Here is a 12,819-nt window from a genome sequence, read left to right as displayed (position 1 = left end):
CGTTATTGGCTGTTATTTGCAGAAGACTGAGCAGCGGTTGCCGTAACTGGTGCTCCTGGGCGAATCTTTTGTAGCCCTTCCACAATCAATTGGTCGCCATCGGCTAAGCCTTCGCTCACCAACCAATTAGCGCCTAAAGTACGCTCTACTTTTAATACACGGCTTTCAACGGTGTTGTTTTTGCTAACAACCATAGCTGTAGGTTCACCTTTGGTATTACGGCTCACACCACGTTGAGGAGCTAATATTGCGTCTGACTTAACACCTTCAACCACCTCAGCACGCACATACATACCTGGTAGTAATAGCTTTTCAGGGTTTGGAAATTTAGCACGTAAAGTCACTGACCCAGTACTTGGATCAACCGTTACTTCAGAGAACTGTAATGTACCTTTATGAGGATATACTGAGCCATCTTCCATTATTAGTTCTACATCGGTTTGTGTTGTAGAGTCGACACCTAAAGCACCTGATGCCAGCGCTCTTTTGAGTTTAGTTAACTCATTACTTGATTGGGTTAAATCTACATAAATAGGATCAAGCTGTGTAACTGTTGCCAGCGCACTTGTTTGACCTGCGCTAACTAATGCGCCTACAGTAACGCTTGATTTACTAATTTGGCCGCTAATTGGCGAAGAAACATGGCTATAATCAAGGTTGATTTGCGCGCTTTTTAATTGCGCTTGTGCCGTTAATAATTCTGCAGAGGCTTGCTTAGAAGCTGCATCGGCTTCGTCAAAATCTTGCTGGCTTACAGCTTTAATTGCTAATAATTCTTTGTAACGCGACGCTTTAGATTTACTACTGGCTATACTGGCTTCTGCGCGAGCAACCGCCGCTCTGCTGGCTGCTAATTCGGCTTCAAAAATATCGGGATTAATTTGGTAAAGTGCTTGGCCTTTCTCAACCTGAGTCCCCTCTTCAAATAAGCGTGATTGCACAATTCCACTTACCTGAGGACGAATTTCAGCAATTTGAAACGCACTTACACGACCAGGTAATTCTTTTTTAAGTGTAATTGCTTGGCTGTTTAATGTGACAACACCAACGGGTGTTGCTGCAGGAGCAGAAGCCTTAGGTTGCTCAGCTACCTGATCACATCCACTTAAAGCAACAGAACCAACGAGGGCTGAAAATACAAAAAAAGCGATGCGGGAACGCTGCATGTTAAATACCTTTTAGTTTAGAATGAACGATCATTCTAAACTATAGTACAACAATTAAAAATAGCTAATGGGCAACATTTACACATTTTTACAATTGATTATAGTTGTCACAAAATTAACTCAAACAATAGTTAAACTATATCAGTGACCTCCATAAAAAAGGCAGCCAATGCAAATACATTGACTGCCGTTAATCAATTATATAATTTTAGCGACTGTTACTCGCTCTCAGGATTTATTCTAGAGACGAGTAACTGCTCAATACGAATGCCTTCTACATCCACTACTTCAAATTTAAAGCCTGAAAATACAATAAATTCTGCACGTTTAGGAATATGCTTCATGGTGTAAATTAAATACCCAGCGACCGTTTCATAATGGTTTTGATCAGGAAACTCATCAATTTCTAATACCTTAGCTAATTCAACAATAGGTGTTAAACCATCGACCAACCAAGAGTTAGCATCACGCTCAATGATTAGCTCCTCACTTTGGTGCGTGATTAAATCACCCATAAAGCCTTTCATTAAATCTTTAACTGTCACGATTCCAACCACTAGCGCATATTCATTGACCACCACAGCAAAAGGGTGAACCGCAGTTTTAAACGCATTTAGCGACTCAGATAAGCTCAGTGTTTCTGGTAAGTAAAAAATATCTTTATCAAGCATATCCGCATTAATATTTGCCGCCTCACCTTTAAGCACTTGGCGTAAAATATCTTTTGACTCAACCGAGCCAATTAACTTATCAAGGTTGCCTTTACACACTAAAAAGTGATTATGTGGATGCTCTATAATTTTATTGGCTATATCTTCACTCGACTCATCAATATCAAAGTAAACTATTTGCTCTCGTGGCGACATCACGCTTGATAAAAAGCGCGCTTCTAAATCAAATACATTACCAATTAAGTCATATTCCTGCTGTTGAAGGCTGCCATACTCAGCACCAGCATCCATCATGGCAACAATATCTTCAGTAGTAACAATATCCTCACGCTCACTGGGTACTTTAAACACCCGCAATACGATGTTGGTTAAGCCGTTAAAAAATAATACCAAGGGTGTTAGCGCGAAAGTCACCCATCGCATAATTGTAACTACACGCACAGCAACAGCTTCAGGTAAAATCATTGCTAATCGCTTTGGGAGCAAATCAGCAAATAATATAAATAATGAGGTAATAATTAAAAACGACAGTAAAAAGCTAATTTGACCAAGTAACGGCCCCTGATAAAATAATTGCAGTATTTCTTGCACGTAAGGCGATAATGCCTGCTCACCAACAATCCCACCTAATATGGCAATCGCATTGAGCGTAATTTGGATCATGGCAAAAAAAGCCCCGGGCTGCTCTTGCAGCTTTAAAACCGCCAGCGCTTGCACATTTCCTTCGTCGGCCATAACTCTTAACTTTATTTTGCGTGAAGCGGCAATCGAAATTTCTGACATCGCAAATAACGCACTCATCAAGATTAATAATGCAATCCCGATTAAATCACCCATTTATAACTCCAAAATAATCGCTTTTATTAGCAAAAGCAGCTGGATTATAGCCGCTTTTATAAACAGGGCAATTGATATTTATATAATATTATTTTCTTAATATTTATAGTTGCGATTCATACAAAGCAAAGGCCTTGCTAAGTTGCTGCTTTAATTTATTAGGTAGGTTTTTGTTACACGCAAAATATAAGGGAGCTTGGCTGACGTTGATGGGCATTAATGGCTCGAGCTGTAGTTCATTTAATAAGTGGGACTGTTCATGATTTATTCTCTGTGCAGGTATTACAACCAAATCAATGCTGGAACTTCGCGCTCTAATTATTTTAAAAATATTATCAAAGCTATTAAAAAGCATTAAATTTTCGTTTTCTTTAAAGCCTTGGGAGATTAAATAGTGGTGGCTGTAATTATCTTTTAATACTGCAATTCTATATTGCTTCGCCTGATCAAGGCTTGTTAGCACAATGCCTTTGCTCTTAAGTGAGTAGAAGTTAGTATCAAATTGAGCTAATTTAGCAAACCAAACAAAGCTACTCTCACGCTCAGGTGAGCGAGAGATTGAGAAGATACAGGTTTGTGGATCTCTCAATGCAATATTATAAGTCATGCTCCAATCGTTTACTGAAATTGAATAATCAATCCCAGCACTATCAAGCACTAATCGTACTATATCGGCAGCATCACCGACTAAATTGTTGTTCGCATCAAGATACTGCGCAGGTGCAAAATTCTCTGTTACAACAGTGAGTTTAGCTGCACAGTATTGGCTTACAATGAGTAATAATACAAAACACCACTTAATCACAATAACCCGCTCTATTAAATTTAAGACGTCACTTTTCAATAAAAGCCAATTAAATATAGCGGGTTATTTGCAAATAGCCAATTTTTAGCTTTTGAAATTAGCGGTTCATTGCGTTAATTAAAAACGCTGAAATTTTAGCGCCTTCTCTTAGTGTCGTCTCAGAGCTTGATTGACCCACTAAAGAGCTGTCAGTAAACGGAGCTATCTCCATCATATCAGCCCCCGTTATAGGGAATTCATCAGCAATCGCTGACAAAATATCAAGTGCGTGTTGTGGCGTTAAGCCATTTTCTTCGGGTGTACCTGTTGCTGATGCAAACTCGGCATCGAGGGCATCAATATCAAAGCTTACATACACTTCATCGACCTTGTCTGCTTTTAATTGCGCAATAGCATCAGCCGCAACCGCAGCTGCGCCACGCTCTATAATGTCAGCAGCCCAATGCTGTTTTACGCCAAAAGTACTTTCCCAATGTGATTTAGGCTTGCCACTTGAGCGAATACCAAATTGAATTAAATGATGCGGCGCTGGTAAGAATTCTAAAATATGTGTGCACCAAGAGCCAAAACATAAGTCGATGCCCAAACGCTCTACGAGTAAGTCGGTGTGAGCATCGAAATGAATAATTGCCGTACGTTTACCTTGCTCGCGTTTGGCTTTTAAATACGCTTTTGTTAACGGGTAGCTAATTGAGTGGTCGCCGCCAATACCAAAAATACCTTTGTCTTGGAATGTCGCATAAAAGCTATCACACACATCTTCAGTAATAGACAATGGGCTTACATAATGATCGTTATTGTCATTTCCGTATAGGGCCTTTTGGCAATTAGTGATAGTGGCCTCATTTAAATACTTATCGTGTAATAAATGCGGTATTACACGTACATCACCTAAATCAAACGAACGACACTGTGTTTGTTGATCAATCAATGCTGAGCGTAAAAATAAAGGCCCCCAGTTAGCGCCACGTAAAATCCCACCACCGCAATCAGAGCTAATGCCTAGCATTACTGCTTTATGTGGTGAATTAGGTAGCTCGTTAAGTGAGTCACGCCATAAAACATCGACATTTTCAGTTTGCCCATATAATTTATTTCTAAGCGCTGCTTTGCGTTCTTTAGCCGTATTGACCGTAAAAACACCGTCGCCAGGTGCACATAAACAGTGTTCAACTTTATCTTTAAATGCTTGAAATTGTGTGCTCATTGTAAACCCTTTTTCAATCTGAATATCTTGTCTATTATTGAGTAGTTATGCAAAACATCGCACGCTGAATTAATTTTAGATAATTTGCATAGTATGCTAAAAATCACAAGGCGCTTTGTTTTGCTCTCTTAGGTTAGTGGTAAATAAAAACCAAACCAACTTACTAACCAATTGAATATAAACAATTTAAATTATAGCTACCGACTCTTTAGCCTAGCTATTGGTTTGCTATGAGGTATGAATATAGTGTCTGAGCAAACAAGTCAACTGGCTCATTTTTCTAGTAATTTTTTTCATTGATTGAATATTCAGAGTTGGTGAATAAATCAAATTAAGTCAATACGGACATCCGTCCTGTACTTCACTTATGTTTCTCGTAATCATGGTAAATTGACAACAATTCTTATTAAAAAGGCTTAGTTATGGAAAAGGTATTTCACTTAGGACTGTGTATTGATGATTTAAAAGGTGCAAAACTGGCAATTGTTCCAGGCGATCCAGATCGTGCAGCACGTATTTCACAGTTCTTAGATAATCCAACCTGCCTTGCTCAAACGCGTGAGTTTCACATTTATTTAGGCCAATTAAACGGTCACTCTGTAGTGGTATGCTCAACCGGTATTGGCGGCCCTTCAACTTCAATTGCCGTTGAAGAACTGGCACAACTAGGCGTACGTAGCTTTCTTCGCATTGGTACAACAGGTGCAATTCAACCGCACATTAACGAAGGCGATATTTTAATTAGCCAAGCTTCGGTACGATTAGATGGCGCGAGTCAGCACTTTGCACCGCTGTGCTATCCTGCCGTATCTGATTTTTTTGCTACTCAAGCTATGGTAAAAGCCTGTGAAAACCTTAATATCGATTTCCATATTGGTATAACTGCTTCGAGCGACACCTTCTACCCAGGTCAAGAGCGTTATGATACGCATTCTGGCTACGTACCTAAATCATTACAAGGTAGCTGTGAAGAATGGCAAAAATTGGGCGTAATGAACTATGAAATGGAATCAGCTACTTTATTTACCATGTGTGCCGCACTTGGCTTACAAGCCGCTTGTGTTGCAGGTGTATTAGTAAATAGAACACGTCAAGAAATTCCAAACGTGGACCACGGCGAGATTGAGAAAAAGTCTGTTGCCGTGGTGCTTGAAGCCGCTAAAGTGTTACTTGGCTAATGTTGCGCTAATAACCTCAAGTGTTGGTAAGCTATCAAAGCTTGCTAACACTGCTTTTGCTACCCCTGATTGGTTTTCATGACCAGCAGTTTCTAATAAAGTAATTGATTTTACTGTTTGCTTATCAAAACTTAGTCCTGCTACAAACAATTGACTCACCGCGCTTTGCAATGGCGATAAGCTCGGGCTGTATGCTGCATTTTCAGCATAGCTGCCATAAAAGTCACCATTTTCGAACGTGCTTATTTTTACCGCACTGTAATTTTGACTGTATGGAACATAAGCCGCTAAAGCATAACTCATCAGCTTTTCATCAAGGTCTGTCTCTTTAAAGCACTTAGTTTGCTCTGCTGGGTTAAATAAGCTGTGCTCATTGCCTAAATCGGTTGGTCCAAATGAATGCGGTAATAGCTCTGCTAATTTAAAGTTTTGTGCTGGCAGTAAAATATCAAGCTCTTTTGCATCAGCCAATTCATTCATAAACTGACGGCAATACCCACATGGTGCATCACTAATGGCTATTTTCAGCACTTTCTTAGCGCCATTTAACCACGCATTATTAATTGCTGATTGCTCACCATGCACCACTAAACTAAGTGCTTGATGATCAAACTCAGCATTGGCACCAAAGTAAAAAGTGGTATTTCCTTGTGAATTAAGCCCTTTAACAATTGCGCCGACATGAAACTTGGAAATAGGTGCAACTGAAAATTCAGAAGCCATAGGCACCAAGCCTTGCAATAAAGTATCTTCGCTGACATTAAGTTCAGTACAAAGCGCTTTAATATCGCTTGAATGTAAAATACCGCGTTGAGTTTTTAATTGACTACGTAATGCTTGGGTTTGCGCTACGTTTAATGAGATGTGTGAATTGCTAAGTGCTGTATTATGTTGCACTTTAAAAGTTGCTGAAGCCATAATAGTTTTTATTTGTTCAATGGCCAAGTAGTGTAAAAGGTTGGCAAACGAAATACCAGCCTATTCAGCGTAAAAAAAGGGAACACGTCGCGTGTTCCCTTTAAAACTAATCTAATTTTGGATTAACCTGTATTTCGCATACCCGCTGCAATCCCCGTCATGGTGATCATTAAGGCATTATCTATATCGCTTTCATTACCTTTATCATCGCCACGAGAGCGACGTAATAGCTCAACTTGTAACACGTTAAGGGGATCTGTGTATGGATTTCTAAGCCCAATAGACTCTTTGATCCAAGGTTGGTCGGCTAATAGACTTTTTTGCGGGCTCAATGATTGCACTAAGGTTATCGCCTCAGCTAATTCCTCACGTAAGGCAACACCTAAAGGTTTATACATGTCTTCCACCAGCGCATTATCGTAGTGCTCACTTAACCAGTTATCCGCTTTACTAAATACCATTTCTAGCATTTCTAAACGAGCTCGAAAGAAAGGCCATTGCAAACTCATTTCGCTTAGGGTTTCAATCCCATATTTTTCAAGCGCTGCTTTAAGTCCACTTAATGCGCCTAACCATGCAGGTAACATTAAACGATTTTGACTCCACGCAAATATCCACGGAATAGCGCGTAAGCTCTCTACCCCACCATTAGGATTACGTTTAGCTGGCCTTGAACCTAATGGCAATTTAGATAGCTCCAATTCTGGTGTTGCCATTCTGAAGTAAGGTACAAAGTTTTCATCGTAGCGTACCACATTGCGGTAGTGCTCGCACGATACATCACTAATTAATGCCATGACTTCGCGCCATTCATCTTTGGGCTCTGGCGGTGGTAATAAGTTACTTTGCAGCACCGCACCCGCGTATATGTTTAAGCTTTGCAATGCCACATTGGGTAAGCCAAATTTAAAGCGGATCATTTCGCCTTGCTCTGTCACCCTAAGGCCCCCTTTGAGTGAACCCGGTGGCTGCGAATGCAAGGCTTGTGCAGCAGGTGCACCGCCTCGACCAACCGTGCCTCCACGACCATGAAATAAAACCAGCTCAATACCGCGTTCATCCGCCAGTTGCACTAACTTGTCCATTGCCTCATATTGTGCCCAGCCAGCAGCCATCATACCCGCATCTTTGGCTGAGTCTGAATAACCAATCATCACATTTTGAGTATTTTTAATATGACCTCGGTACCACTCATTATTAAGCAATGTAGTAATAACATTATGACCATCGTTTAAGTCATCTAAGGTCTCAAATAAGGGCGCCACGGGTAGTTCAAAACCGCAGCCTGACTCTTTAAGTAATAACTGCACCGCTAAAATATCAGAAGCAGTTCGGGCCATAGAAATAATATATAAACCAAAGGTTTTTGCATCTTGCTGCGCAATAACATCAAAGGTGTCGAGCACCTCTTGCACTTCAGGGCTGGGTTGCCAATGCTTAGGAATAAGCGGACGACGAGAGTTAAGCTCAGCAAGTAAAAAAGCCTGCTTATCTTGCTCTTGCCATTGGTTGTAGTCGCCAATACCTAAGTAACGAGTTAGCTCAGAAAATACATCACTGTGTCTCGACGAATCTTGGCGCACGTCTAGTTTTGCCAAACGCAGTCCAAAGCTATTTACTCGGTGAATCATATCCAGTAGTAAGCCATTGGCCACTACTTGCATGTTGCACTTTAATAAAGAGCGATAACACACTTCAATGGGGTGCTTAATTTGATTAATATCGGTGATTAAATCTTGAGATTCAGTGCGCTTATTTTTAATTTTAGCGCTTAAATGCATCACCGTTTCTGCAACTTGGTTTTTAACATCTTTCAAAACAGCACGGTACGGTTCAAACTCTTGCCCTGCCAATTTAATGAGCTCATCGCTGGCATCCGACATAGAAAGTTCAGCACAGAGCGTTTCTAAATCACGCTGGTATAAATCCAGTGCCATCCAACGGCCATGGTCGAGCACTTGCTTGGTTACTTCGGCGGTTACAAACGGGTTACCATCACGATCTCCCCCCATCCAAGAAGTAAATTCTATCGGGCTATAATCTGCTGGCAACTCCAAGCTTAAATGTTGTTTTACATGCTGGCTAAACTCACGTAAAAAACGGGGCACCGCTTCCCACAAACTGTTTTCAATGACTGCGTAGCCCCATTTAGCCTCATCGACAGGGCTTGGACGTGAACGACGAATATCGTCAGTATGCCATGCTTGACTAATTAACTGCGCAATACGATTTAAGATTGCTTCGCGTTCTTGCGCTAGATTGTCGGTACGCTCAAGCGATGCTAAACAATCGCTAAGTTCAACATGTTTATTAATAATAGTACGGCGAGTCACCTCGGTTGGGTGTGCTGTTAGTACTAAGTTTATGTGGAGTTTTGAGAGGGTTTCAGCTAAATGATTATGATTAAGCTGACCTTGTTCGGCCTTTGCTGCTAACGTTTTTAATGTTTGAGTGAGAGGGTTTAGTTGGCAAAAACCAATATCATTAAAACGTGATATGGTATGAAACTGCTCTGCAACATTAGCTAAGTTTAAAAAATGATTAAATGAACGGGCAACCGGTAAAAGCTCTTCATCACTAAGCGCATGCAGTACATCTATAAGCGCTTTACGATCAGCTTCATTGCCACTGCGAGATGATTTTGATAAAGCCCGAATTTCTTCTACTTTATCTAAAATATCTTGTCCTTGAGCATCTTTAATAGTTTGTCCTAATAATTGCCCAAGTAAATTTACATTACCTCGCAAGGCGGCATATTGTTCACTCATTTTTAGCTCTCCTTTGTTTCTTTGAGGCCTATTAATATCATTATGTTTACTTATTTAATAGATCCATTTGCAACAGCATGTCGTAAAAAAGCATATGTAAAATAAACACAAAGCGATGACATGATCATTTTTTACGATGGTAATTGCCCCCTTTGCAATGCAGAGATGCAGCATTTAAAACGTGTCGATGTTGATCATAAAATTACACTAGAAGATTTAAATTCTGATGACTTTAGTGAGCGTTTTCCCGCAATCGATAAGCAATACGCCATGAATATACTGCACGCCCAAACTGATAATGGGCAGATAATTTACGGCTTAGACGTGACTTATCAAGCCTGGCGTACTGTTGGAAAATACCCTTGGCTCAAGATTATTCGTTTGCCCGTCATTCGTTTTTTTGCCGATCATGCTTATACTTTTTTTGCAAAATACCGTCATCACATTAGCCGTTTTTTAATGCCTAATGCACAGTGCAACTCAGGTCAATGTAATATCAAAAGCAAAGGTGAAAAATGAAAACAGTGATTTTATTTGGCGCTAGTAGCGCCATTGCCCAATCTTACGTTAATCACTTAAACCAACAAGCAACACAATTTAATATTATTTGTGTCAGCTCATCGAACATTAATCACAGCGACATAAACGTAAACTATTTTCAGAGCGACTATTCAGCGCAAAGCCTAAACGAGCTAACCGAGTCGTTAAAATCTCAGCAAGTTGATATAGCTCAAGTGATTATATTTAATGGTCAATTACACAACGACCAGCACATGCCAGAAAAAAAGCTTGAAGAAATCAACAGTGATTATTTTATGCAGCTTATGCACTCTAATACGCTTGTACCCCTGCTGTGTTTACAAAGTATAGTGCCGCTGCTTAACCACAAAACTCACTGCACAATTACCGCTCTGAGCGCTCGTGTAGGTAGTATTAACGACAATAAATTAGGTGGTTGGTATACCTATCGCGCATCAAAATCAGCACTTAATATGCTATTTAAAACAGCCGCCATTGAGCTTGCTCGTCGCGCTAAAAATACTAAACTGATTTTATTTCACCCAGGTACCACAGATACACAGCTTTCTAAGCCATTTCAGAAAAATGTTCCTGCAGATAAACTGTTTACCCCTGAGTTTGTTGCCCAGCAATTATTTAAATTTACTTACGAAAATCCACAATTAGAACTTAACAACGAACCTGCCTACCTAGATTGGCAAGGAAACACCATAAAATGGTAAGGAATTAACACATGCATTTTTCCAAAGACCGCATAGCCGCGCTTGAAAAGCACACACGTACGCATTTTATAAATTCATTGTCAGGGTTTAAAAGTGCTAACTTAATTGGCACACAGGATGAGCAAGGTAATACCAATTTAGCCATCGTCAGTTCGGTTATTCATTTAGGCGCACACCCACCACTTGTTGGCATGATCATGCGCCCGCACAGCGTACCAAGGCATACATTTGAAAATATTCTAGAAACAGGCATTTACACTATTAATCAAGTAAATAGTGACATTTACCAGCAAGCGCACCAAACCTCGGCACGTTACGCTAAAGATGAATCTGAGTTTGATGCAACGGGGTTAAAAACAGAATACTTAAATGAGTTTAACGCTCCATTTGTTGCACAAAGTCGACTTAAATACGCGGTAAAATTTGTAGAGAACCAGCATTTAGCTGTTAATGGCACTGAGCTGGTTATTGGTGAAATAATGGATGTGTATGTAGATGAATCAGCACTCCAAAGTGATGGCTTTTTAGACTTACAAGCCATCGACACAGTTGCAGTAACCGGATTAGATAGTTACCACACGACAAATAAGCTCACTCGCTTACCCTACGCGAAAAAATAGCCCAAGGTTATCAAGTCCTTGGTAATGAGAGACTTGATAACTCATCCCCATTTGTTCAATCCCTTGTTCACTAATCGCAATTAATTTGAATTGAACGCATTTAGCCTACACACTATGCAAAATTTTGTAGGAGAAATATATGACCACAGTTGGTATTGGTACACACACACCCGAGCAAGCACTTGCTAGTTTAAGCAATATGACCCACTCAGTAACGCCAATTCAGGCCGATGAGTATTTAGCGCGTATGGCCAAAGCGCAAGCCTATATGCAAGCGCACAACATTGATGCCATTTATTTAAACGCAGGTACCAACTTAACGTATTTCACCGGAATGAAATGGTATGCCAGTGAACGACTTGTTGGCGCTATTTTACCTGCCGTAGGTGATGTGCAATACATTGCTCCACATTTTGAAATTGGCTCTTTAAATGGCTTTAAGGTTATTGATGGCTCAATACACGGCTGGCAAGAGCATGAAAACCCATTTGAGCTATGTGTTAAAGTGCTTAAGCAGCTCAATATTAGCGACACCGCTACCGTTGGTATTGATGAAAGCGCACAGTTTTTTATTTTTGATGGTATCAATAAAGCCAGTTCAGGATTAAAACTAGTTAACGCACAACCTGTAACCGCACATTGTCGAATGCATAAATCAGCCAATGAATTAGCATTAATGCAATGTGCCATGAATATGACTTTAGCGGTTCATCAGGCTACAGCGAGCATGCTTTATGAAGGAATTAGCACCGTAGAAGTCGAAGAATTTATAAAAAAAGCCCATCAAAAAGTAGGTGCCCCAGGTAATTACTTCTGTATTGTATTGTTTGGCCTTGCCACCTCATTCCCACATGGCGTAAAAGATCCACAAATTTTGAAAAAAGGCGACATGGTGCTTATCGATACTGGATGTAAAGTGCACGATTACCTTTCTGATATTACCCGTACTTACGTATTTGGTGAAGCAACCAGCCGCCAACGCCTATTTTGGGATTTTGAAAAAGCGGCACAATTAGCAGCTTTCAATCAAGCAGCCCTTGGCGAAACCTGTGAATCGGTTGACGAAGCAGCCCGCAGTTACTTAGCAGCTCAAGGCTTAGGCCCTGAATACCAAACACCAGGTTGTCCGCATCGTACGGGCCATGGTATTGGCTTAGACATTCACGAATGGCCATACCTAGTTGGCGGTGATAAAACCCCGCTTGCCACAGGCATGTGTTTTAGTAACGAACCCATGCTGGTTATTCCAGATGAGTTTGGGGTTAGATTAGAAGATCATTTTTACATGACAGATGACGGTCCGCGCTGGTTTACTCAACCGAGTCATAGCATTGACGACCCGTTTGGCTTAAACAGCTAACCTGAAAACATTCAATAAAAGAGCAGCACTTTCGTTGCTCTTTTTGTT

At 40.5% G+C, this 12,819-nt stretch carries 11 protein-coding genes; 5 read left to right on the top strand and 6 right to left on the bottom strand.

Going from position 1 to position 12,819, the window contains the following annotated elements; translation table 11 throughout:
• Positions 1 to 2: 2 nt before the first annotated feature.
• The 4 genes from CWB77_RS06300 to CWB77_RS06285 form a co-directional block, all read right to left on the bottom strand.
• The gene (locus tag CWB77_RS06300; RefSeq protein ID WP_010389081.1) at positions 3 to 1,166 is read right to left on the bottom strand and encodes an efflux RND transporter periplasmic adaptor subunit; all 1,164 of its coding nucleotides are present in this window, start codon (positions 1,164 to 1,166) and stop codon (positions 3 to 5) included.
• 218 nt (positions 1,167 to 1,384) lie between these two features.
• Positions 1,385 to 2,674 (bottom strand): polyamine export protein PaeA, encoded by a 1,290-nt coding sequence (paeA, locus tag CWB77_RS06295; RefSeq protein WP_138621892.1) that lies wholly within the window; start codon positions 2,672 to 2,674, stop codon positions 1,385 to 1,387.
• 103 nt (positions 2,675 to 2,777) lie between these two features.
• Positions 2,778 to 3,479: a substrate-binding periplasmic protein gene (locus CWB77_RS06290; protein ID WP_138621890.1), complete on the bottom strand. Its 702-nt coding sequence runs from the start codon at positions 3,477 to 3,479 to the stop codon at positions 2,778 to 2,780.
• A 97-nt stretch (positions 3,480 to 3,576) separates the two neighbouring features.
• The gene (locus CWB77_RS06285) at positions 3,577 to 4,686 is read right to left on the bottom strand and encodes an arginase family protein (protein WP_075170290.1); all 1,110 of its coding nucleotides are present in this window, start codon (positions 4,684 to 4,686) and stop codon (positions 3,577 to 3,579) included.
• A gap of 422 nt (positions 4,687 to 5,108) precedes the next feature.
• Between CWB77_RS06285 and udp the strand changes: the two genes are divergently transcribed.
• Positions 5,109 to 5,864: a uridine phosphorylase gene (gene udp / locus CWB77_RS06280; RefSeq protein WP_008112319.1), complete on the top strand. Its 756-nt coding sequence runs from the start codon at positions 5,109 to 5,111 to the stop codon at positions 5,862 to 5,864.
• Here udp and cdd read toward each other — a convergent pair.
• Together cdd and ppc are read right to left on the bottom strand one after the other, a co-directional pair.
• Positions 5,853 to 6,782, bottom strand: coding sequence for a cytidine deaminase (cdd, locus tag CWB77_RS06275; RefSeq protein ID WP_075170364.1), 930 nt, complete (start codon positions 6,780 to 6,782; stop codon positions 5,853 to 5,855). The two genes, udp and cdd, sit on opposite strands and share 12 nt — an antisense overlap.
• 122 nt (positions 6,783 to 6,904) lie before the next feature.
• Positions 6,905 to 9,550: a phosphoenolpyruvate carboxylase gene (ppc, locus tag CWB77_RS06270; protein ID WP_138621888.1), complete on the bottom strand. Its 2,646-nt coding sequence runs from the start codon at positions 9,548 to 9,550 to the stop codon at positions 6,905 to 6,907.
• A 120-nt stretch (positions 9,551 to 9,670) separates the two neighbouring features.
• On the opposite strand from ppc, the gene CWB77_RS06265 reads away from it, so the two are divergent.
• From CWB77_RS06265 to CWB77_RS06250, 4 genes are all read left to right on the top strand, one after another.
• Complete coding sequence (locus CWB77_RS06265) at positions 9,671 to 10,069, top strand: thiol-disulfide oxidoreductase DCC family protein (RefSeq protein WP_138621886.1); 399 nt, start codon at positions 9,671 to 9,673, stop codon at positions 10,067 to 10,069.
• On the top strand, positions 10,066 to 10,791 hold the full coding sequence (locus CWB77_RS06260; protein ID WP_138570201.1) for an SDR family NAD(P)-dependent oxidoreductase: 726 nt from the start codon (positions 10,066 to 10,068) through the stop codon (positions 10,789 to 10,791). The genes CWB77_RS06265 and CWB77_RS06260 overlap by 4 nt, the downstream gene beginning before the upstream one ends.
• Positions 10,792 to 10,802: 11 nt before the next feature.
• Positions 10,803 to 11,411, top strand: a complete 609-nt coding sequence (locus CWB77_RS06255) for a flavin reductase family protein (RefSeq protein ID WP_138621884.1) — start codon at positions 10,803 to 10,805, stop codon at positions 11,409 to 11,411.
• Between the two features lie 139 nt (positions 11,412 to 11,550).
• Entirely contained in the window at positions 11,551 to 12,771 is a 1,221-nt protein-coding gene (locus tag CWB77_RS06250; RefSeq protein ID WP_138621882.1) for a M24 family metallopeptidase, read from the top strand.
• The last annotated feature ends 48 nt before the right edge of the window (positions 12,772 to 12,819 follow it).

The organism is Pseudoalteromonas sp. S1610 (assembly GCF_005887465.1).
In the GTDB taxonomy this organism is placed as follows: Bacteria; Pseudomonadota; Gammaproteobacteria; order Enterobacterales; family Alteromonadaceae; genus Pseudoalteromonas; species Pseudoalteromonas undina.
The sequence above is the reverse complement of the archived record's forward strand: the minus strand, read 5'-3'. Positions and strand labels throughout refer to the sequence as shown.